22 protein-coding genes are annotated in these 22,605 nt (G+C 63.3%); 7 read left to right on the forward strand and 15 right to left on the reverse strand.

Annotated elements, in window-relative coordinates:
* Positions 1-40: 40 nt before the first annotated feature.
* Positions 41-1,654 carry an NAD(P)/FAD-dependent oxidoreductase gene (locus tag RTH74_RS01455; RefSeq protein ID WP_316913526.1) on the forward strand — a complete coding sequence of 538 codons (1,614 nt, stop codon included), beginning with the start codon at positions 41-43 and terminating at the stop codon, positions 1,652-1,654.
* Positions 1,655-1,882: 228 nt separating this feature from the next.
* On the opposite strand, the gene RTH74_RS01460 is transcribed toward RTH74_RS01455, so the two are convergent.
* The 15 genes from RTH74_RS01460 to RTH74_RS01530 all read right to left on the reverse strand — a co-directional run bounded on the left by RTH74_RS01460 (position 1,883) and on the right by RTH74_RS01530 (position 16,526).
* The gene (locus RTH74_RS01460) at positions 1,883-2,398 is read right to left on the reverse strand and encodes a GNAT family N-acetyltransferase (protein ID WP_316913527.1); all 516 of its coding nucleotides are present in this window, start codon (positions 2,396-2,398) and stop codon (positions 1,883-1,885) included.
* 99 nt (positions 2,399-2,497) lie between these two features.
* Complete coding sequence (locus RTH74_RS01465; protein ID WP_316913528.1) at positions 2,498-2,836, reverse strand: Na+/H+ antiporter subunit G; 339 nt, start codon at positions 2,834-2,836, stop codon at positions 2,498-2,500.
* Positions 2,837-2,848: 12 nt separating this feature from the next.
* Positions 2,849-3,118, reverse strand: a complete 270-nt coding sequence (locus RTH74_RS01470; RefSeq protein ID WP_013714638.1) for a K+/H+ antiporter subunit F — start codon at positions 3,116-3,118, stop codon at positions 2,849-2,851.
* Positions 3,103-3,600 carry a Na+/H+ antiporter subunit E gene (locus RTH74_RS01475; RefSeq protein WP_316913529.1) on the reverse strand — a complete coding sequence of 166 codons (498 nt, stop codon included), beginning with the start codon at positions 3,598-3,600 and terminating at the stop codon, positions 3,103-3,105. Before RTH74_RS01475 ends, RTH74_RS01470 begins: the two co-directional genes overlap by 16 nt.
* Positions 3,597-5,108 carry a monovalent cation/H+ antiporter subunit D gene (locus RTH74_RS01480; RefSeq protein WP_316913530.1) on the reverse strand — a complete coding sequence of 504 codons (1,512 nt, stop codon included), beginning with the start codon at positions 5,106-5,108 and terminating at the stop codon, positions 3,597-3,599. Before RTH74_RS01480 ends, RTH74_RS01475 begins: the two co-directional genes overlap by 4 nt.
* The gene (locus RTH74_RS01485; RefSeq protein WP_099522068.1) at positions 5,105-5,434 is read right to left on the reverse strand and encodes a Na+/H+ antiporter subunit C; all 330 of its coding nucleotides are present in this window, start codon (positions 5,432-5,434) and stop codon (positions 5,105-5,107) included. Before RTH74_RS01485 ends, RTH74_RS01480 begins: the two co-directional genes overlap by 4 nt.
* A 1-nt stretch (position 5,435) precedes the next feature.
* Entirely contained in the window at positions 5,436-8,228 is a 2,793-nt protein-coding gene (locus RTH74_RS01490) for a monovalent cation/H+ antiporter subunit A (RefSeq protein ID WP_316913531.1), read from the reverse strand.
* A gap of 356 nt (positions 8,229-8,584) precedes the next feature.
* Positions 8,585-9,046 (reverse strand): hypothetical protein, encoded by a 462-nt coding sequence (locus RTH74_RS01495; protein ID WP_099522070.1) that lies wholly within the window; start codon positions 9,044-9,046, stop codon positions 8,585-8,587.
* A 114-nt stretch (positions 9,047-9,160) separates the two neighbouring features.
* Positions 9,161-10,294, reverse strand: coding sequence for a glycerate kinase (locus RTH74_RS01500; protein WP_316913532.1), 1,134 nt, complete (start codon positions 10,292-10,294; stop codon positions 9,161-9,163).
* Positions 10,295-10,350: 56 nt separating this feature from the next.
* Complete coding sequence (locus RTH74_RS01505; RefSeq protein WP_316913533.1) at positions 10,351-11,718, reverse strand: GntP family permease; 1,368 nt, start codon at positions 11,716-11,718, stop codon at positions 10,351-10,353.
* A 185-nt stretch (positions 11,719-11,903) separates the two neighbouring features.
* A complete protein-coding gene (locus RTH74_RS01510) occupies positions 11,904-13,034 on the reverse strand; it encodes a sugar diacid recognition domain-containing protein (protein ID WP_099522073.1) in 1,131 nt (376 codons plus the stop codon).
* A 100-nt stretch (positions 13,035-13,134) separates the two neighbouring features.
* A complete protein-coding gene (locus RTH74_RS01515) occupies positions 13,135-13,653 on the reverse strand; it encodes a ProQ/FINO family protein (RefSeq protein WP_316913534.1) in 519 nt (172 codons plus the stop codon).
* A 104-nt stretch (positions 13,654-13,757) separates the two neighbouring features.
* Entirely contained in the window at positions 13,758-14,405 is a 648-nt protein-coding gene (gene pdxH / locus RTH74_RS01520; protein ID WP_099522075.1) for a pyridoxamine 5'-phosphate oxidase, read from the reverse strand.
* An 80-nt stretch (positions 14,406-14,485) separates the two neighbouring features.
* Positions 14,486-15,139 (reverse strand): OmpA family protein, encoded by a 654-nt coding sequence (locus RTH74_RS01525; RefSeq protein ID WP_143506740.1) that lies wholly within the window; start codon positions 15,137-15,139, stop codon positions 14,486-14,488.
* A 241-nt stretch (positions 15,140-15,380) separates the two neighbouring features.
* The gene (locus RTH74_RS01530) at positions 15,381-16,526 is read right to left on the reverse strand and encodes a serine hydrolase domain-containing protein (protein WP_316914303.1); all 1,146 of its coding nucleotides are present in this window, start codon (positions 16,524-16,526) and stop codon (positions 15,381-15,383) included.
* A 220-nt stretch (positions 16,527-16,746) separates the two neighbouring features.
* Here RTH74_RS01530 and mbhE point away from each other — a divergent pair, with 220 nt between their 5' ends.
* The 6 genes from mbhE to mnhG are packed head-to-tail and all read left to right on the forward strand — an operon-like array spanning position 16,747 to position 22,507.
* On the forward strand, positions 16,747-19,467 hold the full coding sequence (mbhE, locus tag RTH74_RS01535; protein ID WP_316913535.1) for a hydrogen gas-evolving membrane-bound hydrogenase subunit E: 2,721 nt from the start codon (positions 16,747-16,749) through the stop codon (positions 19,465-19,467).
* Positions 19,467-19,871, forward strand: coding sequence for an NADH-quinone oxidoreductase subunit K (locus RTH74_RS01540; protein ID WP_316913536.1), 405 nt, complete (start codon positions 19,467-19,469; stop codon positions 19,869-19,871). The genes mbhE and RTH74_RS01540 overlap by 1 nt, the downstream gene beginning before the upstream one ends.
* Positions 19,868-21,364 (forward strand): proton-conducting transporter membrane subunit, encoded by a 1,497-nt coding sequence (locus RTH74_RS01545; RefSeq protein ID WP_316913537.1) that lies wholly within the window; start codon positions 19,868-19,870, stop codon positions 21,362-21,364. The genes RTH74_RS01540 and RTH74_RS01545 overlap by 4 nt, the downstream gene beginning before the upstream one ends.
* Complete coding sequence (locus tag RTH74_RS01550) at positions 21,364-21,861, forward strand: Na+/H+ antiporter subunit E (RefSeq protein ID WP_196447016.1); 498 nt, start codon at positions 21,364-21,366, stop codon at positions 21,859-21,861. The genes RTH74_RS01545 and RTH74_RS01550 overlap by 1 nt, the downstream gene beginning before the upstream one ends.
* The gene (locus tag RTH74_RS01555) at positions 21,858-22,169 is read left to right on the forward strand and encodes a monovalent cation/H+ antiporter complex subunit F (RefSeq protein ID WP_045734460.1); all 312 of its coding nucleotides are present in this window, start codon (positions 21,858-21,860) and stop codon (positions 22,167-22,169) included. The genes RTH74_RS01550 and RTH74_RS01555 overlap by 4 nt, the downstream gene beginning before the upstream one ends.
* Positions 22,166-22,507, forward strand: coding sequence for a monovalent cation/H(+) antiporter subunit G (gene mnhG, locus RTH74_RS01560; RefSeq protein WP_004423812.1), 342 nt, complete (start codon positions 22,166-22,168; stop codon positions 22,505-22,507). The genes RTH74_RS01555 and mnhG overlap by 4 nt, the downstream gene beginning before the upstream one ends.
* Positions 22,508-22,605: the final 98 nt, after the last annotated feature.

Here is a 22,605-nt window from a genome sequence, read left to right on the forward strand (position 1 = left end):
CACCTTGCCGGATCACCACCGGCCAACCAGGACACCGCCCATGCTTCGCCTGACCGAACTGAAACTACCCCTCGACCATGCCGATGATGCCCTGCGCCCGGCCATCGTCCAGCGCCTGGGTATCGCCGACAATGACCTGCTGGGCTTCAGCGTGTTCAAGCGCAGCTACGATGCGCGCAAGAAGTACGGCGACATGCCGTTCATCTACACCATCGACTGCGAAGTGAAAGACGAAGCCGACCTGCTCGCTCGCCTGAGTGGTGACAAGCATGTCGGTCCGGCACCGGACATCACCTACAAGCCTGTGGGCAAAGCTGAAACACCGCTGGACGAACGCCCGATCGTGGTCGGTTTCGGCCCCTGCGGTATCTTCGCCGCGCTGATCCTGGCCCAGGCCGGCCTGCGCCCGATCGTGCTCGAGCGCGGCAAGGAAGTACGCCAACGCACCAAGGACACCTGGGGCCTGTGGCGCAAGAACCAGCTCAACCCGGAATCCAACGTGCAGTTCGGCGAAGGCGGCGCCGGCACCTTCTCCGACGGCAAGCTGTACAGCCAGATCAAGGACCCGCATCACCACGGGCGCAAGGTGCTGCAAGAGTTCGTCAAGGCTGGCGCGCCGGACGAGATCCTTTACGTCAGCAAACCGCATATCGGCACCTTCCGCCTGACCGGCGTGGTCGCCACCATGCGTGAAGAGATCAAGGCTCTCGGCGGCGAAGTGCGCTTCCAGGAGCGTGTCAGCGACCTGCTCATCGAAGACGACCAGCTTACCGGTGTGGTGCTGGAAAGTGGCGAGCAGTTGCTCAGCCGCCATGTGGTACTCGCCCTCGGTCACAGCTCGCGCGACACCTTCCGCATGCTGCATGCCCGCGGCGTGTACCTGGAAGCCAAGCCCTTCTCGGTCGGCTTCCGCATCGAACACCCGCAGTCGCTGATCGACCGCGCTCGCCTGGGCAAGTACGCCGGCCACCCGAAACTTGGCGCTGCCGATTACAAGCTGGTGCACCACGCCAGCAACGGTCGCTCGGTCTACAGCTTCTGCATGTGCCCGGGCGGTACTGTGGTCGCCGCCACCTCCGAGCCGGAGCGCGTGGTCACCAACGGCATGAGCCAATACTCGCGCAACGAGCGCAACGCCAACGCCGGCATCGTCGTCGGCATCACCCCCGAGCAGGACTACCCGGACGGCCCTCTGGCCGGTGTGGAACTGCAGGAGCGCCTGGAGTCGCACGCCTATGTACTCGGCGGGCGCAATTACGAAGCACCGGGGCAACTGGTCGGCGACTTCATCAAGGGCACGCCGTCCACCGCACTCGGCGAGGTGCAGCCGTCCTACAAGCCGGGCGTGAAACTGGGTGACCTGGCACCCTCGCTACCAGACTTCGCCATCGAAGCCATCCGTGAGGCGCTGCCGGCCTTCGGCAAGCAGATCAAGGGCTTCGACCTGGCTGACGCGGTGCTCACCGGCATCGAAACGCGCACTTCATCGCCGGTGCGCATCACCCGTGGCGAGAATCTGCAGAGCCTGAATCTCAAGGGTCTGTACCCAGCTGGTGAAGGCGCCGGTTATGCCGGCGGCATTCTTTCGGCCGGGGTCGACGGCATCCGTGTGGCCGAGGCCGTGGCCAAGAGCATGCTTGGGTTGAATCGCTAAGCCACTTCGTGTCACACACCACGTAGGGTGGGTTAGCGGCGCCAAGCCTGCGAATGTCTGATCACCGCCATCGTAGTGCGCCGCGTAACCCACCAAGCGATGGTCCTGCGCTGCGCCAATGGTGGGTTATGGCGCAACGGACTTTGCAGGCTCATCAAGATAGGTGACAGGCGCCTAACCCACCCTACGGATATCCGTCAGTCGCGATAGCGCGCAGCCGCAGAAGCGTCAAAGGTCCCCGCGACGCTGGCAGCACAGGGTCGAACGCTGCGAACCATTGGGGCGCCGGGCTGGGTCAGCATAGGTAAGCAGCTCACTGAAACCGGCCTTGCGCATCATTCCCGCCGATGCGACATTCTCTTCGTGGCGATCGATATAGACGTCGCACACGTCCCGACGCCACAAGTCCTGCACCGCCTCCGTTAGCAGATGAGCACCAAGTCCACGACCCGCGCAGTCGCGGTGCACCACCGCCTCACAGATATAGCCATGCAACTGCCCGGCACGCGCCGCAGGTTGATGAGCCGCGAAATCCTGCGTCAGACGATAGCTGACGAAACCCAGCAGTTGCCCCTGCTCCTCGGCCAACACCGCCAGCGTCGCGTTCGTCTCAATATCCTGCAGATGTTGGCGAACTTCGACTTCAGGTAAATGATTCCAGGGATTGGGCCCGTGCTCGAGAATCAGCGCGCAGAGCGCTTCGATATCCTCGGCAACGGCCTGACGAATGATCAGCTCGCTCATGCTCCCAACGCCCCCTGAACTTGATTTCAGGGCGCAGTCTAGGCCGGGGAATTGCCTGGCGACAGTGACAGCCAGGCACGAGAAGTGCCTGACAGTGAATCAGTGATCATCGTCCCACGGCTGACCACGGGTCTGCTCGGACAGCTCGACCTTCTGCTGCATAGCCGCCTTGGACAGGATGTGCGCACTAACCGGCGCAGTGAGGAACAGGAACAGCGTGATCAGCAACTCATGCATGCTGAGGCTGCCGGTGTGGTGAGCGAAGAACAGCATCGAGGCGATCAGCGTACCGCCGACCCCCAGCGTGGTGGCCTTGGTCGGACCATGCAGACGGGTAAAGAAATCCGGCAGGCGATACAGCCCGATAGCACCGACCAGGGCGAACAGGCTGCCCAGGATCAGGCAAGCGCAAATCAACAGTTCCAGCCAGAACGGCATGGTCATTCTCCCTTAATCGATGATGTCGCCGTGCAGCAGGTGTTTGCCCACCGCAACCGTACCGACGAAGCCCATCACTGCGATCAGCAGTGCGGCTTCGAAGAACAGGTCCGACGCCAACCAGATGCCGAACAGCACGATCAGCGCCAGCGCGTTGATATACAGGGTATCCAGGGCCAGAACGCGGTCGACCACGCTCGGCCCTTCGACCAGACGCGCGACATTGAGCAGCATGGCCAGCGTGAGGATGCCCATGCACAGAAAGACTACGTTCTCGAGCATTCGAAAATCTCCAGCAGCGGCTTTTCGTAGCGACTCTTGACCTCGGCGATCAGTTCGTCGCGATCCGGCACGTTGAGCCCGTGCAGCAGCAGTGTCTTGTGGTCAGAGCTGAGACCGGCAGAGACGGTGCCAGGCGTCAGCGAGATGATGCAGGCCAGGGTCGAAAGGACGAACTCGTCCTCTATCTCCACCGGCACCTCGACGAATGCCGGTTCAAGACGCGACTTCGGGCCCAGCACCAGCTTAACCACCTGCAGGTTGGCCACCACGATGTCGTAGAACACCTTGCCAATGAACAGCAGCAGGCCCAGGGGCTTGCGCACCCTCGGCACGGTCAGTAGGAAGTCGCCGCACAGGTGCACGATCGACCAGCCCAGAAACAGCCCGAGCAGGATATGCCCCAGGTTGAGGGTATTGACCAGCAACAGCCAGAGCACTGCCAGCACCAGCATCATGCGCGGATGGGGGAACAAACGCCTCATGCCGCACCTCCAGCGATGATCGACAGGTAGGGTTGCAGATCGAGCAACTGCGCGGCGGCAGCCTCCAGATACGCCATTATCGGGGCAGCAGCGATCAGCAGTAGCGGGCTGGCCAATAACAGGCCCAGCGCAGCCGCCAGGCTGATGCGATCCGCCGGCTCGGCTTTCGACGCCGGCGCGTCCGCGCCATGGCCCAGCCAGAACAGGCTGGTACCGGCGCGGCTCAGCGCCACCAGGGTCAACAGACCGCCAATCAGAATCACCGGCCACAGGCTCCAGGCCTGCCAGCCTGGCTCTGCCGCGCGCAGCAGCAGCATCTTGCCGAGGAAACCAGAGAACGGCGGCAACCCGGCCACGGAGATGGAGGCGAAGAAGAACATGCAGCCCAGCACCAACGGCTGACGCAGCACACGCTCCTGCTGCAGATCGCCACCAGCGCTATCACGCTGGGCGACCACCAGGCCGGCCAGCAGGAACAACGCACCGCTGATCAGCGTGCTATGCACCATGTAATAAAGCGCAGCACTCAATGCCGCTACATTACCCATGGCGAAGCCAGCCATCAGCGTGCCCACCGAGACCACCACCAGATACGCCAGTAGCGCCTGCAATTGTCGCGCGCCCAAAGCACCAATCACACCGAAGGCAATGGTCGGCAGCGCCATCCACCAGAGCAGCTCATGGCCGAGGTTAGCCAGCGGCCCAGCCTCTTCGCCGAACACCAGGGTGAACACGCGAACGATGGCGTAGAAGCCAACCTTGGTCATGATCGCGAACAACGCCGCCACTGAAGCGGGCGCCGCGGCATAGGCGCGTGGCAACCAGAAACACAGCGGCAGCACGGCAGCCTTGAGGCCGAAGACGATCAGCAGCAGGTAGGCCGCGGCCTTGATCAACGGTGCATCGGCGACATCGGCGCTGGCTACGCGCGCTGCCAGGTCCGGCATGTTCAGGGTGCCGGTCAGGCCGTACAACAGGCTGACGCCGATCAGGAAGAACGACGAGCCCAGCAGGTTGAGCACCACGTAATGCACGCCAGCCTTGACCTGATTGGCACGGTTGCCATGCAGCAACAGTGCATAAGACGAGATCAGCAGAATCTCGAAGAACACGAACAGGTTGAACAGGTCGGCGGTCAGGAACGCACCATTGATGCCCAGCAACTGGAACTGGAACAGCGCATGGAAGTTCGGCCCACGCTCATCATCGCCACGGCAGGCGTAGATCATGGCGAAGCAGGCGAGCAGTGAGGTAAGCAACAGCAGCGCAGCGTTGAAGCGGTCGAGCAGCAGCATGATGCCGAACGGCGCAGCCCAGTTACCCAGCGCATACACCTGCAACTGCCCTGCCCCGGCCAGCACCACCAGGTAGGCGCACAGCGGCAGCAACGCCAGGCAGCCAAACAGGGAAATACCGCGTTTTACCTCGCGCGACCAGCCGTGGCCAACCAACAACAACGCACCGATGAACATCGGCAGCAGAATGGGGAGGATGATGGCGTGACTCATGCGCGCGGCTCCTCGCCATCGACGTGATCGGTTTTCAGCTCACCCATGCCACGCAGGGCCAGCACCACGACGAACGCAGTCATGGCGAAGCCAATGACGATGGCGGTCAGTACCAGCGCCTGTGGCAACGGATCACCATACTCGGCGCTCTTGCCGATCACCGCCGGCACGCCCGTGCCGAGCCGGCCCATGGCGAAGATGAACAGGTTGACCGCATAAGAGATCAGAGTCAGCCCCATCACCACCGGAAAAATGCGCGCCCGCAGCAGCAGGTAGACGCCGCTGGCAGCCAACACCCCGAGAGTAATTGCGAATACTGCCTCCATATCAGATGACCTCCTTGCACGACTCGTCCTGACTGACATGGCCGATATTGGAAAGGATCAGCAGGGTGGCGCCGACAACGGCCAGATACACCCCAAGATCGAAGAGGATCGCGGTGGCCAGTTCGATTTCGCCAATCAGCGGAATATGGAAATGGCCAAATGCAGAAGTCAGGAACGGCGAGCCGAAGAGCCAACTACCCAGACCAGTCAACCCGGCGATCAGCACACCCCAGCCGGCGGTAGCGTGATAGCTGAATTTCAGGCGCTCCTGAGTCCAGGTCACACCATGGGAGATGTACTGCAGAATCAACGCCACCGAGGTGATCAGGCCGGCGATGAAGCCGCCGCCCGGCAGGTTGTGCCCGCGCAGGAAGATGAACGCCGAAATCAGCAGCGCCATCGGCAGCATCGCCCGCGCCAGGTTGTCGAGGATCATCGGGTGCGCATCGGTCGACCACGGACGACCGTTCTTGTCGTGAGTCGGATGCGGCAGGTGTAGGCCATGCAGCAGCGCGTAGATACCGATGGCAGCAATCGCCAGCACGGTGATCTCACCCAGGGTATCGAAGCCGCGGAAGTCCACCAGGATCACGTTGACCACGTTGGTACCGCCGCCCCCGGAGACGCTGTTCTCGAGGAAGAACGAAGAAATGCTCTGGTAAGGACGGGTCAGCACGGCGTAGGTCAGCATCGCCACCATGGTGCCGCTGCCCAGCGCCAGGACTAGATCACGCAGGCCACGCAGGCTGCTGGACTCGGCAGGTGTGCGGTCGGTCATGAAGTACAGGGTGAGCATCAGCAGGATGATGGTCACCACCTCCACCGACAACTGGGTCAACGCCAGATCCGGGGCGGAGAAGCGGGCGAAGGCCAGCGCCACCATCAGACCAGCAGCGCTGAGGATCATCAGTGCCACGAGGCGGCGGCGGTGGAAAAACACGGTGAGCACCGCAGTCACCATCAGAATCAGCATGCCAATGGTAGTCAGCGGATCGATTGGCGTCATTGGCACGCTACCGGTCAACTGCTCGAGCGGCGACAGCGCGATTACCACCAGGGTCAGGGCACTGCCCAGCATCCAGGCCAGGTAGCGCTGCAGCGAACCGCTTTCCAGCAACGCGGTGATACGGACGGACAGACGTGTCATGTAGCGCACCACCTGGTCGAAGGCGTCCTTGGCATCGAGGCTAGGCAGGCCTTCATACCAGCGGAACAGCGGCTTGCGACAGGTGTAGACGATGATCCCGCCGAACAGCGCGACGAAGCTCATCAGCAGCGGCAGATTGAGGCCGTGCCAGACCGCCAGGCTGTACTCAGGCAGCGTGCCACCCAGGGTAGAGGACGCGGCGGCGGCCAGCAGCGGCGCGACCGTATAGGCCGGCACGATACCCACCAGCAGGCAGAGGAACACCAGCACCTCGACCGGCACCTTCATATAGCGCGGCGGCTCGTGCGGCGGGTATTTGGGCAGGTCGATCGGCTCGCCGTTGAAGAACACGTCGTGAATGAAACGCAGCGAGTAGGCCACCGAGAACACCCCGGCCAGGGTCGCAGCTGCCGGAATCACCCAGTTGAAACCGCCCAGCAGGTGCTGGTGCAGGGTTTCGGTGAAGAACATTTCCTTGCTCAAAAAGCCATTGAGCAGCGGCACGCCAGCCATGGCCGAGGCCGCCACCATCGCCAGCACCGCCGTATGCGGCATGTACTTCCACAAACCGTTTATTCGCCGCATATCGCGGCTGCCGGTCTCGTGGTCAATGATGCCGGCGGCCATGAACAGCGAGGCCTTGAAGGTCGCATGGTTGATGATGTGGAACACCGCCGCCACGGCCGCCAGTTGGGTATCCAGGCCGAACAACAGCGTGATCAGGCCCAGGTGGCTGATGGTCGAATAAGCCAGCAGGCCTTTGAGGTCATGCTGGAACAGCGCCATGAGCGCTCCCACCAGCAACGTGGCCAGGCCGGTCAGGCTGACCATGTAGAACCACCACTCGGAGCCAGCCAGCGCCGGGTACAGGCGTGCCAGCAGGAACACCCCGGCCTTGACCATGGTCGCCGAGTGCAGATACGCCGATACCGGCGTAGGCGCCGCCATCGCATGCGGCAGCCAGAAGTGGAAAGGGAATTGCGCCGACTTGGTGAACACGCCCAGCAGTACCAGTACCAGCGCCAGCGGATACAGCTCGTGCGCACGGATCGCGTAGCCGGCGGCCAGCACCTGAGACAGCTCGAAACTGCCGGCGATGTGACCGATCAGCAAGATACCGGCGAGCAGCGCCAGACCACCGCCACCGGTGATTGCCAACGCCATGCGCGCGCCCTTGCGGGCATCGGAGCGCGAGCCCCAGAAACCAATCAGCAGGAACGACGACAGGCTGGTCAACTCCCAGAACATCAACATCAGCAGCAGGTTTTCCGATAGCACCACACCGAGCATGGCGCCCATGAACAGCAGCAGGAAGGCGAAGAAGCGCCCCATGGGCTCGGTCTTGGCCAGGTAATAGCGCGCGTAGAGGATGACCAGCAGGCCGATGCCGAGAATCAGCAGGGCGAACAGAAAGCCCAGGCCATCGAGCCGCAGGCTGAGGTTCAGGCCCAGGTGCGGCAGCCACTCCAGCTTGACCCGCAGCACCTCACCGGCGAAGACCGCCGACTGATAGTTGAACAGCAGCACCAGCGCCACGATGGGTGCCAAAGCCGCAGCTGCGGCGCAGGCCGAGCGTCCGAGCCGGTCGGCCAGCACCGGCAGAAACAACCCAAGAAATGGCAAGGCGACAATCAGCGCAAGCGCCATCGGAAAACCCCTTAAACAGGCACGCCAGGTCAGCTGACCCAACGCCGAGAATTGGAGTCGCAACTCCCTGACGGTGATAGTTCATGCACCACAACGGCTCAGCTAAGTTGTTGTCGGCACAAGCATAACGGCCGATTATCCATAACTATCAACGCAACGTCATGCATTGAATTATCGTTAAACACACTTGGTAACATGCAGGCTGCTGCAACCGCAGATGGCAGCCGACCACCACTATAGCGAGGCCACAAAAAATTGCCGCGAGCGTTTTTGTCCGAGCTTGAGGAGTTGTCGCCCGAGATGGCAGACAACAAAAAGCCGGAGCAACCAAAGTTGCTCCGGCTTGCTTGTCACGATCAGTGGGTGACGCGGCTGGTACCGTTGACCGTCATGATGCGCACACGCTCGCCGACACGGAACACCTGGTTCGGCTCGACTTCCTGAACGTAGGCGCGCATGGTGCCATCGTCCTCACGCACGGTGATCTCAACACCCTGAGTACGGGTTATGCCTTCTTCAGCGGCGGCGCCCAACAGACCGCCAGCGACGGCACCGACCACAGCCAGAACCGCGCTGCCGCGCCCACCACCGAGGCCACTACCACCGATACCGCCAACCACAGCACCGGCACCAGCACCGATCGGCGTCTTGGTCCCTTCGATCTTGACCGGGCGCAGCGATTCGATGGTTCCCATGCGTACTGTTTGCACCGCTCGGGCCTCATCGCGGCTGTAGGTATCGCCAGTCAGGCTGGACTGACAGCCCCCGAGGGCCAACACCGCGGCCAGCGAGGTAATGAGCAGAGTGGGTTTACGCATAGCAATTCCTCCAGAGGTATCTCAATCCATTAGACGCCGGGCGAGCGTAACTGTCACGACGGAGCCTGAACAATAGTTATTTCAGACAGATCAGGTTCAGCGAGGTTCGCCCTATCAGGATCGAGCGAGGCGCCAGAGACGGGCGATATCCGTGGTGCGAGCCTGCAACTCAGCCGCCGCACCGGCCATCGCCTGCTCCAGGGACAATGGCCCCGGCGCCAGGCTGAATGCAGCTTCGATACCAGCGTCGTACAGCGCCTGATAGTTATCGCCCAGACTACCGGACAAGGCGATGACCGGTACCCCGGCCGCACGCGCCACGCGCGCTACCCCGACCGGGGTTTTGCCATGCAGGGTCTGGGCATCCATACGCCCTTCCCCGGTAATCACCAGATCCGCGTTCTCTACTGCTGCAGCGAGACCGGACAGCTCGGCCACCAAAGCGATACCGGGGCGGAAGCTTGCCTTGAGGAATGCACGCACAGCGAAGCCGAGACCGCCTGCCGCACCCACACCAGGGAACTCGGCGTGGTCCTCGCCCAGCGTCGCCGCCACGATACGGGCGAAGAGGCCGAGTGCCGTATCCAGCTCCGCGACATGCTCCGGCGTCGCCCCCTTCTGCGGACCGAACACCGCAGATGCGCCGCGTGGCCCGCACAAGGGATTGTCGACATCAGCAGCGACCTCGATCTGCACCTTGAGCAGGCGCGCGTCGAGCCCACTCAAATCAAGCTGGTCGAGACCAGCCAAAGCCGCGCCGCCCGGCGCCAGCTCGCGCCCATGGACATCGAGAAAGCGCATCCCCAGCGCCTGTAACAGGCCAGCACCGGCGTCATTGGTGGCACTGCCGCCCAGCCCCAGGATGATGCGCGTAGCACCGGCATCCAGCGCCTCGCGGATCAGCTCGCCAGTGCCGAAGCTGCAGGCCAGACGAGCATCACGCTGTTCACGTGGCACCCAGTGCAAGCCACTGGCAGCGGCCATCTCGATGACCGCCGTGCCCTGCCCCAGCCAACCCCAATGCGCCTTGACCGGCTCACCCAGCGGGCCACGCACCTCACACTCGCGGCGCTCGCCGCCGACGGCAGCGAGCAGCGCATCGACCGTGCCTTCGCCGCCATCGGCCATTGGCCTCAGCAAACATTCGGCCTCGGGAAACACCTGCTGCCAACCGCGGGCGATGGCGGCGGCCACGTCGGGCGCGCTGAGGCTCTCCTTGAAGGAGTCAGGAGCAATGACGATTTTCATGATAGGTACCTCGAAAGGAGGCAGGCGACCTTCTGGTCGCCTGCCGGTATAGCGGATTACAGCAGAACCAGACTCAGCAGCCAGACAGCGGCCATACCGGCAATACCCTGGATCAGGGTCGCCATGGTCTGAGCACGGTAAGCGGTCGCCACTTTCATGCGGCTGAACTGGGTCACGACCCAGAAGAAGCTGTCGTTGGCGTGGGAAACGGTCATCGCACCTGCACCAATTGCCATCACCGTCAGCACGCGGCCCATCTCGCTGTCGAGGCCCAGGTTGCCCAGCAGAGGCGCAACCATGGCCGAAGTGGTAACCAGCGCGACGGTGGAGGAGCCTTGGGCACTCTTCAGCGCAGCAGCCACCAGGAACGGCATGAACAGACCGATGCCCAGCGCCGACAGGGTGTCGCCCAGATAACCGGTCAGCGCGGTGGCCTTGAGGATGGCACCGAAGGCGCCACCGGCACCGGTGATCAGCAGAATCGGCGCCGCCTCTTTCAGGCCATGAGCGACGTAGTCATGGAACTGCTGACGCTTGCCTTCGCCCTTGAGCAGCGAGCACGCCAACACCAGACCGACCAGCAGCGCAGCAACCGGCTGACCGAGGAAGCTCAGCACATCGAAGAAAGCGCCAGTGCCGAAGGGCTTGCTCGGGAAAGCAGCCACCGAGCCCAGGCAGATCAGGATGATCGGCACGAAGATCGGCGAGAACGCCTGCCAGGCACTGGGCAGCTTGCCGTAGCGAGCGCGCAGTGCATCGAAATCGACGTTATCGGCGAGCAGCTCGCTTGGCGCTTCTTCCAGCAAGTCGTGGTCGTTCTGCTTGAGGAAACGGTTGGCCCACAGCATGCCGGCCACGGCGGTGACCGCAGCGACCAATAGACCGACCAGGATCACCAGACCCAGTGAGGTTTCCAGGCCCAAGTTGCCGGCCGCAGCGATCGGACCGGGGGTTGGCGGCACGAAGGTATGGGTGGCATACAGGCCGGTAGCAAGGGCCACGCTCATGGCCACCACGGACACCTTCATGCGTGCAGCCAGGGCATTCTTCAGCGAGTTGAGAATGACGTAGCCGGAGTCGCAGAACACCGGAATCGATACCAGGTAACCGATGATCGACATGGTCAGGGTGGGGAAACGCTGGCCCAGCAGACGAATCACCGTCTCGGCCATGGTAATGGCGGCGCCGCTACGCTCAAGGATCACGCCAATGATGGTACCGAGAACGATCACGATACCGATGTAACCGAGAATGCCGCCGAAGCCGGCAGTCATGGTCTTGATGATTTCGCCGCTAGGCAGCTGGTAGGCAAAGCCGGCGATCAGCGCAGCAGCCAGCAGTGCCAGGAAGGGGTGCAATTTCAAACGGGTAGTGGACAGCACGATGAATGCAATCAGTGCCACCAGGATCAGGACCAGGCCCATGACCAGTCTCCTCATTGTTGTTATGGCGGGCGCAGGGCCCGGATGGGAATGCCGACAGGCGCCACATTGTGGCTCAGCCTGCACCAGCATCGCCCTGTGCGCCAGCACCAAAACAACAAGAGCTGAGTGCAATTGGCTGTGCAATCGCACAAAGCCAGCACCCCGTGTTCACCAACCGAGGTGAATTACCTAACGCTCACCGGCGCTACCGCGGCGGGTTCCAGCAAGCCCAGCCCCAAAGATAGCTGCAGGCGCTGATCCAGCCGATTGAGATCCAGGCCACTGAGTTCGGCAATGCGCTCCAGGCGATAGCGCAACGTATTGCGATGAATGCCCAATTCCTGCGCACAGGTTTGCACCTGGCCGTCATGCGCGCACCAGGCTTCCAGCGTAGCCCTTAGCGTGCCTTGCGGGTCCTGCATCAGTACCTGCCGCAACGGCGCCAGCCAGCCCTGCAGTAACCAGCTGTGGCGCTGGGCATAGAGCAGCGTCGGCAGGCGCAATTCGTCCAGACGCAGCAGGCGACGATCAGGAAAGCGCGCCTGGCCATAGGCCTGAAGGTCGCGCAAGACCAGGCTGGCCTGACGCAGCTCGGTCAGATCATGCAGCGGATCGCTGAGCGCCAGCGACCCTACGCCCCACTCGCGCTCGTCGGCCTGCTGGAGCCAGGCGCGATCATCACGCGTGGCGCTGTAGGGCCGGCACCACAGCAGTTCATGGCGCCCGAGCGGCGCCACCAGATGCTCACTCTTGCCCCCCAATGCGGCGAGCAGACGCGCCTGACGCGGCAGCGGATCGCCCTCACCATCGAGTTGCAGCAGACACATCTGTCGTGGCCAGGTCAGTTGCAGGCCCAGGCGTTCGGCATCGACCTCAAGACTGGACAGACGCAGCATGGGATCGAGCAGCTGTCGCAACCAGGCCTCCTGCTGATGTCGCTGCCAGTGTCGCTCGGCCTGTAGCACACGATGCTCGACCAACATTTCCGCTGCCATGCGCACCAGTTCGGCATAGGGCCGCACGGTCTCGGGGTCGCCCGTGATACCGAGCACGCCAATCAGACGCTCGGCATGCAGCAACGGCAGGTTGACACCGGGCTTGACGCCTCGCAGGCACGCCGCCGCCTGAGCGTCGATCTCCACCACGCGACAATTGGCCAGCACCAATTGCGCACCTTCATGACGGGTGTGCAGTCGGCTGGGGTCACCGCTGCCGATGATCATGCCCTGGGCATCCATCACATTGATGTTGTGCGGCAGGATGGCCATGGCGCGGTCAACAATGTGCTGCGCCAGGGTAGAGTCGAGTTCGAGCATGAAAAACGGCCTCGCGAATGAGGCCGTCATTGTAGGCGCGCCAGCGACGCTTCACGAGGTATCCCTCGCAGCGCCGGCAAAACCTTCAGCTAGCCAGGATTTACTCCGCAGCAGGTGCTGCAGCGTTCTCCACGACCTTGCCGTCCGCTGGCGCTTTAGCCTTGGCCTGATTGCGCCGAGCTTCGGCCCGGTGCCGTCTGGCCTGCTGCTTGGCATGCAGCGCCTGCGCCGCCGTCACCATACCAACGGGCTGGCCTTGCAGATCCAGACGCGGTGCATTTTCGGTCATTGCAGCCCAGTAACGACCACCGCGGCACCAGGCGGCAATACCCGCTTTGAGCTGCTCAACGGTGATACCGAGCAACTGCAGATGTTGCTCGGCGTCCTTGAGAATGCCTTCCTTCAACGGCACCTTAGGCGCCGGGTTGACCGGGAAGGCCAATGGGAAGTGCTTCTGCAAGCGCCAGATCGCCTCGACGGTAGGATCCTGCTCACGCGGCTTGCCTTTAGGCGGCTGCTTGCGTTTTTGCGGCTTCGCGCTTTCGGTCTTTACCTGCTGTACCTGCTGCTTCTCGGCGCGCAGGCGGTCACGTAGCTCGGCTAATTGTTCAAAACCCATCGTTCGGTTCGCAGCGTCCTGGTTGGTTCGTGGCGCAAGGGTATCTTATGTGCTCGTTTCGTACAGCCTTATTGGCGAACAGCATGCTCGGCGGTAGCTGATGGTCAGGGCGCCAGCCGCTCACGAATCCAGGCTTCACCCTTGAACCGATAGTTGAGGCGGTCATGCAGCCGACTTGGCCTGCCCTGCCAGAATTCGATGCGCTCGGGCAGCAGACGGTAGCCGCCCCAGTGCGGTGGGCAGTGTGGCGTCTGGTTGAGGAAGCGTCTTTCGGTTTCCGCCAGCAGGTTTTCCAGCTCGGCGCGATCGCGAATCACTTTGCTCTGCGGCGAGGCCCAGGCGCCGATGCGGCTGCCCAGCGGGCGTACCTGGAAGTAGCCGTCGGATTCGGCCGGGGTGACCTGCTCGACGCGACCTTCGATGCGCACCTGGCGCTCCAGGCTGGGCCAGAAGAAGGTCATGGCGGCGAACGGGCGTGCCGCGAGCTGGCGGCCCTTGGCGCTGTCGTAGTTGCTGAAGAAGGTGAAGCCGCGTTCGTCGAGCCCCTTGAGCAGTAGCACCCGGCAGTGCGGACGGCCATCTTCGTCGACGGTGGCCAGGGTCATGGCGTTGGGTTCGACCGGCAATTGCTCGGTCTTGACCGCGTCATCGAACCACTGACGAAACAGGGCAAAGGGCTCCAACGGGGCCTGGGCTTCGCTCAGGCCATCGCGGGTATAGTCGCGGCGCATATCGGCCAGGGTTTGGGTCATGGCAATTCCTCAGGGCAGGGCCAGAAACCAATCCGCTGGATTCGAGTGCCTGCCCGCTCAGGGTGGAAATGCCCGCAAGCTTACTCCGACTTGCCCACTTTTCCTTGATCTGCAGCAGCTACCTTGGGTGCATCCTTGAGCTCTGCCTTGGCCGGTTGGCTGTACTTGGCGATCAGGCCCTGCATGGTGTCACGCGAGGTCAGGAGGATTTCCACGCGGCGGTTGAGCGCACGGCCGGCCGCGCTGTCGTTTGCCGCACGGGGTGCGTCGGAGCCCAGGCCCATGACCTGCAGGCGGTTCTGCTTGAGGCCGCTGAGACGAAAAATCGAAGTAACGGCACGCGCGCGCTGCTGACTGAGTTCGCGGTTCTTCGCGTCGTCACCGCTGGTGTCGGCATGGCCGAGCACGACCACGGCGACATCGTCGTCGGCTTCCAACAGTTTGGCCACGCGAGTGATCGGGCCCAAGCTGACCGGCAGCAGCATCTGCGGGCGATCCGGATTGAACGAGCCCTGCACCGGGGCGGTGACCACCAGCAGGTTTTCGCGGCGCTCGAACTCGAAGTGGCTGCCCTTGACCGCTTCACGCAGTTTCGGCTCGTACTCGTCGAGCCAAGCGCGGGTAACTTGAGGCGGTGGCATCACTGCCGGCTTGGCGACTTCCTTCTTTTCCGAGCCGGCGCAGCCCGCGATCAGCAGGCAGCAGGTAAAGGCAAAAATCTTGTTGGCACGCATGTAGCCCCCGGGGTCAAACAGATCTAATGGTCGATTCGTTGTCAGGCTGTTGAAAAACTACCTGCGTTGCCATTGCTGCGTTAAAAACAGGCTCGTGCGCGAGTCCGATCAAAATGCTCATTTACAGCTCGTAAACTGCGCTTTTTCGCCTGTTTTTGCCTTGCACTGGCTGCCTCGCCTACGTTTTCAACGGCCTGCTATGGTTGGTACTGAACGGTTGGCGCAAGTTTAGCCGTTTCAATCAGATACAGTCCGCAATCTGTCGCGCAAGTTTCTGCGCGCGGGGGTCCATCAAGACGAACGGTCCTAGATTGTTGGTAACGAAACCGAATGCCAGGTCTCGTTCCGGGTCGGCAAAACCGCTGGAGCCACCGGCGCCGGGATGGCCGAAGGCTTTTGCCCCCATGCCATAAGTGGCGTTGGCCACATCGGCCTGATCGAGCATGCAACCCAGGCCGAAACGCGTGCGGGTCAGCAAGGTCTTGTCGTCACCGACACTGTGCTCACGGGTCATTTCACCCAGCAGCTCGGCATCGAGCAGGCTGCCGTCGAGAAGACCGGCATAGAAACCCGCCAGGCTGCGCGCGTTGCCGTGGCCATTGGCGGCCGGCTGCTGCATGCGCCGCCACTCAGGCTTGTTGGTACTGGTCATGATCGACGGCGGGTTGGTGAACGAGCGCGTGCTCATGGCTTGGGCGTCACTCATCATCACCTTGAGCAGGCGTTGCGCGGCAGCGTCGCCAAGATTGCCCTTGCCGCGAGCGATATGGGCGACGCGATCGAACTCGCTGTCAGCCAGGCCGACGTGGAAATCCAGGCCCAACGGCTTGGCGATGCGCGCAGCGATGCTCTCGCCGGGACCACGACCTTCGACACGGCGAATCAGCTCGCCAATCAGCCAACCATAGGTAATGGGCGCGTAGCCATGACCTTCACCCAGCGGCCACCAGGGCTCTTCAGCTGCCAACGCGTTGGTCATGGTCTGCCAGTCATACAGCGCCTCGGCGGGCAGCGCCTGACGCAACGCCGGCAAGCCGGCCTGATGGCAGAGCAGGTGACGCACACTGATACGTTGTTTGCCAGCGGCGGCGAACTCAGGCCAGTAGCGCGCAACCGGCGCATCCAGGTAGAGCTTGCCCTCGCCCACCAGTTGCAGGGCCACCACAGCGGCGAAAGGTTTGGTACAGGAGAACAGGTTGGCGATGGTGTCGCTGTGCCAGGCCTGCTGGCCGTCCTTGTCCATCACACCGGCCCACAGGTCGACCACGGTTTCCCCACCCACCTTCACGCACAGGGCCGCGCCCCGCTCCTGCGCATCATCGAACTGTGCGGCGAATGCGTCCCTCACCGCTTCGAAGCGCAAGTCGAAATAGCCCTGAATCTGCACACTGTTCTCCCGTTTCACTGCTTATCTCAATACTGCCGATGATGGCAGCCGCCTATCATGCAATGTTCTGAAACTTCATAAAATAGCGATCTTCGATTGGTTTTTCCTATGATGAAACAAATGCGGCCTGATATGACCAATACGCCCTGAACAGCGCAGCTGCGGTGCGTACGCAGTCGTCAGGCCGCCTTGGATTCGACGCTCGGCACAGGAGAAACGAGTGCTCTACCTACTGTCCCTGATCGCCCTGGCTGCCATCATGGCACCCGGCCTGACGCGCCTGTTGGGTGCTCGCACAGGTTGGCTGCTGATGTTGGCGCCGCTGGCGGCCTTCGTCTGGTTCGTCCAACAGATTCCGCTGATCGCCGGCGGCGGCGCCGTGATGCAAAGCCTGAGCTGGATTCCGGCACTGGGTATCAACCTGAGCCTGCGCCTGGACGGTCTCTCGCTGGTTTTTGCCCTGCTGATCAGCGGCATCGGCAGCCTGATCGTGCTGTACGCCGGCAGTTATCTGTCCAGCCACGCCCACCTGGGTCGCTTTCACGCTTACTTGCTGGTGTTCATGTTGGCGATGCTCGGCCTGGTGCTGGCCGACGACCTGGTAGCGATGTTCGTGTTCTGGGAGCTGACCAGTATCGCCTCCTTCCTGCTGATCAGTTTTCAACACGACAAAGCGGTATCGCGCCGTGCGGCGCTGCAGGCGCTGCTGATCACCGGCGGCGGTGGCCTGGCGCTGCTGGCGGGACTGATCCTGCTCGGTGGCGCGACGGGCAACTGGCAGTTCTCCGATCTCAGCGCCGAGCAGATCGAAGGCCATGTGCTGCTGCCGGCGATCATTGCCCTGGTGCTGCTGGGCTGCTTCACCAAATCGGCGCAGGTGCCTTTCCATCTGTGGCTGCCCAATGCGATGAACGCACCGACTCCGGTGTCGGCCTATCTGCATTCGGCGACCATGGTAAAAGCCGGTATCTACCTGCTGGCCCGTCTCAACCCGGTGCTTGGCGGCTCCGTCGGCTGGGGCACCCTGCTGATTACCTTCGGCGCAGCCACTGCGGTGCTCGGCGCCTTCCTCGCCTTCCGCCAGACCGACCTCAAGCGCCTGCTGGCGTACACCACGGTGACCGTGCTGGGCCAGCTGACCATGCTGATCGGCACCAACACCAGCTATGGCCTGCAGGCGTTCGTGCTCTATCTGGTGGCGCATTCTCTCTATAAAGGTGCGCTGTTCATGGCAGTCGGCGCCATCGACCACGCCACAGGCACCCGCGAGCTGGCACGCCTGGGCGGTTTGATCCGCTTCATGCCGTTGACTGGCGCGGCAGTAGCCCTGGCGGCATTCTCCAATGCCGGCCTGCCGCCGTTTTTCGGCTTCATCGCCAAGGAGTTCAAGTACACCGGCCTGATCGAGATGGGTCATATCGGTTGGGCGGTAACGCTGGTGATGATCCTTACCAACGCCCTGCTGTTCGCCGCTGCCGGCCTGGTATTCCTGCAGACCTTCCTCGGCAAGCGCGGCGACTATCCGCGCACCCCGCACGAAGTCGGCTTGCCGATGTGGCTGGGGCCGATGCTGCTGGCCATCGGCGGTTTCCTGCTCGGCGCCTGGAATGCCTGGCCGGAGACCTGGCTGGTGAACAACGCGGTGCAAGCTGTGGCGCGCGGCCCGGTGGATGTGCACCTGTATCTGTGGGGCGGCATCACCCCAGCGCTTGTGGCCAGCTTGCTGACCGTATCGCTGGGCGTGCTGTTCTACGTGATGCGCGACCGCGTACGGCAGGCGCTTGATCGTGCCAACACGGCCTGGAACGTCAGTGGCGACCTGCTCTGGGATCGTTTGCTCAAACGCGTTTTCCACTTCGCCGGTCTGCTTGCCGCCCGTTTCCAGCACGGCTCCTTGCGTCAGCATCTGGTGCTGCTGGCCCTGGCGGTCGGTGGCCTCTTGGCGGTCGGCTTATTGCCGGCGCTGCCGCAACTGCTGCAGGGCAGCTACAGCCCGATCTCGCCGCTGGGCCTGGCCGGCTGCCTGTTGGCACTGGCCGGCGGTGTGGCAGCGGCGTTCCTGCCTGGCCGCCTGACCTTGCTGGCGGCACTGGGCGCCTGCGGCCTGGGCCTGGCACTGGTGTTCGTCTCGGTCAATGCCCCGGACGTGGCGATGACCCAGCTGATGGTGGAAACCCTCAGTCTGATCTTCCTCGCCCTGGTGTTTCGCAAGATGCCCACGGTTCCCACCAGCGGTGCACGCGCGCCGTGGAAGCGACGCCTGCACGCCAGCGTAGCGATCCTCTTCGGCCTCAGCGTGACCGGTGCCCTGCTGCTGGCGGTGAGCCTGCCACTGCCGGGCGAAATCGCCCAGTGGTATCAGGCCAACAGCTTGCCGGGTGGCCACGGGCACAACGTGGTCAACGTGATCCTGGTGGACTTCCGCGCCTTCGATACCCTGGGCGAGATCCTCGTGGTCGCTCTCTCTGCCCTGGCGGCGGCCAGCCTGCTGAGCACCGGCCGGCGCTTCGGCAACGAGCATAGCGGGGAAGATGCCTTCACCTCGCCGCTGCTGCGCCAAGGCCTGCGCCCGCTGGCCTGGTTGATGATGGCCGCCTCGCTGCTGGTGCTGTGGCGCGGTCACAACCTGCCCGGCGGCGGTTTCATTGGCGGCTTGGTGGCGGCCTGCGGCCTGATCCTGCTGGTGCTGACCTACGGCCACGGGCAGATTCGCCGGGTGCTACCCGTTGCGCCTGCGCAGCTGATCGGTATCGGCCTGGGTTGTGCTGCGGGTGCCGGCATTCTTGGCCTGATCGCGGGCAGTGCCTTTCTTACCGGTCTCTGGATCTTCCCTGGCGGGCTGCCGCTGGGTACGCCCTTGCTCTTCGATATCGGCGTTTTCCTCACCGTGTTCGGCTCTGCCCTGCACATGATCGACAAGCTGACGGGAGTTCGCCAGTAATGGAATGGCTAGCCACAATCACTACCGGAGGCCTGGCAGGTCTGGGCCTGTGGATGCTCCTGGATCGCAACCTCAAGCGCGTCGTGCTGGGCGTCGTGCTCCTGGGTAACGCAATCAACCTGGGGGTTCTCACCGCCGGGCGCTTCTTCGGCGAACGCCCGGCCTTCGTCGAGGCTGGCAACGCTGCCAGCACGGCCAACCCGTTGCCGCAGGCGCTGGTACTGACCGCCATCGTCATCGGTTTCAGCCTGTTCATCTTCGCCCTGGCGCTGCTCAAGCGCACCCGCGAACTGCATGGCGACAAGACCACCGACTCAGTCAGCTCGATCACCGAGCAACCGGCACCGGACTGGCACGACAGCGAGCATGAACATGACGCCAATGGTGCGGAGGCTCGCCGATGAATCACGCGTTACTCGTTGCGCCAATCCTCGTTCCCCTGTGCAGCCTGCTGCTGGCGATCATCCTGCGCCGCCACCTGCTGGCCGTACGCGTGCTCAGCCTGACTGGCACCGCACTGCTGCTGGCCGTCGGCCTGGTGCTGGTCTGGCAGGCCGCACAAGGCGTGGTGCTCAGTGGTCAGGTGGGCAACTGGCAGGCGCCGTTCGGCATCAGCCTGGTGATCGATCGCCTGTCGGCGGTAATGATCGCCATCAGTGCCCTGGTCGCGCTGGTCACCCTGCTCTATGGCGTGGCCAAGGACAACGACAGCAAGATCGGTCGCGACTTTCACCTGTTCATCCAGGGTCTGCTGACCGGCATCTGCGGCGCCTTCATCACCGCCGACATCTTCAACCTCTATGTCTGGTTCGAGGTGCTGCTGATCGCCTCCTTCGCCCTGATGGCGCTTGGCGGCGGCAGCCGCCGGCTGGCCGGCAGCATGACCTACGTGGCCCTTAACCTGTTCGCCACGCTGATCTTCCTGCTCTCCGCCGGCCTGGTCTACGGCGCCAGCGGCACGCTGAACATGGGCGAGCTGGCGGTGATCATGCGCAGCGGTGAGGCACCACCTGGCGTGACGCCGGCGCTGTTGCTGATGCTGCTGTCGTTTGCCATCAAGGCTGCGCTGTTCCCGGTATTCGGCTGGCTGCCGGCCACCTATCACGTCGCCCTGACGGCGGTTTCGGCGATGTTCGCAGGCCTGCTGACCAAGGTCGGCGTATACGCGCTGATTCGCCTGGTGACCCTGCTCTGGCCGGAGCATGGCCTGCCGCATCAACTGCTGCTGTGGGTCGCCTGCGCCACCATGCTGGTGGGCGTGCTGGGTGCGGCGGCGCAGACCGAGGTGCGCCGTATCCTGTCGTTCCACATCGTCAGCCAGGTTGGCTACATGATCCTCGGCCTCGCCCTGGCCACCCCGCTGGCGCTGGCCGGCGCAGTGTTCTACCTGATCCACCATATCGTGGTGAAGGCCAACCTGTTCTTCATCGGCGGCCTGGCGGCGCGCATCTGCGGCTCCGAGCGCCTGGCCGACATGGGTGGACTGTACAAGCGCATGCCCTGGCTGGCGCTGCTGTTCGCCATTCCGGCGCTGTCGCTGGCAGGCATTCCGCCGCTGTCCGGTTTCTGGGCCAAGTTCCTGCTGGTCAAGGCCAGCCTGGATGCCGCTGCGTGGTGGGCGGCGGGCATCGCCCTGCTGACCGGCGTGTTCACCCTGCTATCGATGAACAAGATCTGGAACGAAGCATTTCTCAAGCCCCATCCGGCAGGTGAAGAAGCGCTGCAAACGGTTACCGGTATACGCGCGGCCTGGTTGGGCATGAGCGCCCTGGCGCTACTGACCGTGTTGATCGGCCTGGGCGCCGGCCCGCTGATCGACTATGCCGTGGCGGCAGCCGCGCAACTCGCCGCCCCGCAAGCCTATCTGCAACCCTTCACTGGCGCAGGAGGTACCTGATGCTGTTTGTCATCCATTTGCTGGCCAGCGCCGGCCTGGCCTGGGGCCTCGGCGCCGGCCATCTCGGTGGAGGCCTGCTGGCCTTCGCCCTGCTCTACCTGATCGCTCGCCTGCTGGGCCTGGCAATCGGGCGCCTGCGTCGTTACGCCCGCAGCCTGGAGCATGGTGTGAGCTTCTGCCTGTGGTTCATCGCCCAGGTGTTCCTCGCGACTTACCAAGTCGCCACGCTGGTGCTGGCGCGTCGGGTCGATGTGGAACCGGCCGTGCTGGCCTACCCGGTGACTCGCCGCGAGGTGGACAAGGTCACCCTGCTCGGCACCCTGCTGACCCTGACCCCCGGCACCCTGGCCCTGGACTATGACGAGGAGCAAGGCCTGCTCTATATCCACGCCCTCGATGCGCGGCGCCGCGAGGACGTGACCGACATTCTCATCGAGTTGGAACGCCGCCTGCTGGCCTGGCTCGATGCCGGCAAAGCCGAAGGAGTAACGCCATGACCCTGCACCTGGCCGGTGCTGCCTGGGTATTGCCCCTGGCTGCAGCCTTGCTCGCGCTGAGCGGTTTGATCAGCCTCTATCGCCTGTTGCGCGGCCCAAGCCGCCCGGATCGTGCGGTGGCCATCGACGCCCTCACCCTGCTGGCGGTCGCCGCCATGGCCCTGCTGTGTCTGATGCGCGGCGAGGCGCTGTTCATCGATGTTGCCGTGCTGCTGGCACTGGTGTCGTTTCTCGGCACGGCGGCTTTTGCCTTCCTGTTCGATGACGCCCACAGCCAGATGCCGGAGAAGAGCGAGGAACGCCCATGAACGAAGTACAAGCCTGGCTGGCCTCGCTGCTGGTACTGAGCGGCGCAGTGATCTCTCTGCTTGGCGCGATTGGAGTGCTGCGCCTGCCCGATAGCTACAGCCGCATGCATGCGGCGAGCAAGGCCGGGGTTCTCGGCGCGGTCCTGTTACTTGGCGCAGTGGCCTTGGCCAGCAGTGGCGAGCTGGCACTGGAGGCCTTTATCGGCCTGCTGATTCTGCTGGCCAGCGCACCGCTGGCCGCTCACGCCATCGCCCGCGCCGCGCACCGCGCCGGCATTCGACCGACGCTGGGGCGCTTGGGTGATGAGCTGGAACAGCGCAACAGGGGTGGTGAATAACGTCAGCAGGCCGTTGAAAAACCTAGGCGACGACTGCAGGTGGAGCAGCCGAGGTAGTTTTTCAACAGCCTGTCAGAGGGTGTTTACAAGATAGGCGA

This window comes from Pseudomonas sp. zfem001, assembly GCF_032621725.1.
GTDB lineage: Bacteria > Pseudomonadota > Gammaproteobacteria > Pseudomonadales > Pseudomonadaceae > Aquipseudomonas > Aquipseudomonas sediminis.

What these genes read in the sequence shown, in the direction of transcription:
- RTH74_RS01455 (WP_316913526.1), top strand. Translation starts at nt 41, where the DNA reads ATGCTTCGCCTGACCGAACTGAAACTACCCCTCGACCATGCCGATGAT.
- RTH74_RS01460 (WP_316913527.1), bottom strand. Translation starts at nt 2,398, where the DNA reads ATGAGCGAGCTGATCATTCGTCAGGCCGTTGCCGAGGATATCGAAGCG.
- RTH74_RS01465 (WP_316913528.1), bottom strand. Translation starts at nt 2,836, where the DNA reads ATGCCGTTCTGGCTGGAACTGTTGATTTGCGCTTGCCTGATCCTGGGC.
- RTH74_RS01470 (WP_013714638.1), bottom strand. Translation starts at nt 3,118, where the DNA reads ATGCTCGAGAACGTAGTCTTTCTGTGCATGGGCATCCTCACGCTGGCC.
- RTH74_RS01475 (WP_316913529.1), bottom strand. Translation starts at nt 3,600, where the DNA reads ATGAGGCGTTTGTTCCCCCATCCGCGCATGATGCTGGTGCTGGCAGTG.
- RTH74_RS01480 (WP_316913530.1), bottom strand. Translation starts at nt 5,108, where the DNA reads ATGAGTCACGCCATCATCCTCCCCATTCTGCTGCCGATGTTCATCGGT.
- RTH74_RS01485 (WP_099522068.1), bottom strand. Translation starts at nt 5,434, where the DNA reads ATGGAGGCAGTATTCGCAATTACTCTCGGGGTGTTGGCTGCCAGCGGC.
- RTH74_RS01490 (WP_316913531.1), bottom strand. Translation starts at nt 8,228, where the DNA reads ATGGCGCTTGCGCTGATTGTCGCCTTGCCATTTCTTGGGTTGTTTCTG.
- RTH74_RS01495 (WP_099522070.1), bottom strand. Translation starts at nt 9,046, where the DNA reads ATGCGTAAACCCACTCTGCTCATTACCTCGCTGGCCGCGGTGTTGGCC.
- RTH74_RS01500 (WP_316913532.1), bottom strand. Translation starts at nt 10,294, where the DNA reads ATGAAAATCGTCATTGCTCCTGACTCCTTCAAGGAGAGCCTCAGCGCG.
- RTH74_RS01505 (WP_316913533.1), bottom strand. Translation starts at nt 11,718, where the DNA reads ATGGGCCTGGTCCTGATCCTGGTGGCACTGATTGCATTCATCGTGCTG.
- RTH74_RS01510 (WP_099522073.1), bottom strand. Translation starts at nt 13,034, where the DNA reads ATGCTCGAACTCGACTCTACCCTGGCGCAGCACATTGTTGACCGCGCC.
- RTH74_RS01515 (WP_316913534.1), bottom strand. Translation starts at nt 13,653, where the DNA reads ATGGGTTTTGAACAATTAGCCGAGCTACGTGACCGCCTGCGCGCCGAG.
- pdxH (WP_099522075.1), bottom strand. Translation starts at nt 14,405, where the DNA reads ATGACCCAAACCCTGGCCGATATGCGCCGCGACTATACCCGCGATGGC.
- RTH74_RS01525 (WP_143506740.1), bottom strand. Translation starts at nt 15,139, where the DNA reads ATGCGTGCCAACAAGATTTTTGCCTTTACCTGCTGCCTGCTGATCGCG.
- RTH74_RS01540 (WP_316913536.1), top strand. Translation starts at nt 19,467, where the DNA reads ATGGAATGGCTAGCCACAATCACTACCGGAGGCCTGGCAGGTCTGGGC.
- RTH74_RS01545 (WP_316913537.1), top strand. Translation starts at nt 19,868, where the DNA reads ATGAATCACGCGTTACTCGTTGCGCCAATCCTCGTTCCCCTGTGCAGC.
- RTH74_RS01550 (WP_196447016.1), top strand. Translation starts at nt 21,364, where the DNA reads ATGCTGTTTGTCATCCATTTGCTGGCCAGCGCCGGCCTGGCCTGGGGC.
- RTH74_RS01555 (WP_045734460.1), top strand. Translation starts at nt 21,858, where the DNA reads ATGACCCTGCACCTGGCCGGTGCTGCCTGGGTATTGCCCCTGGCTGCA.
- mnhG (WP_004423812.1), top strand. Translation starts at nt 22,166, where the DNA reads ATGAACGAAGTACAAGCCTGGCTGGCCTCGCTGCTGGTACTGAGCGGC.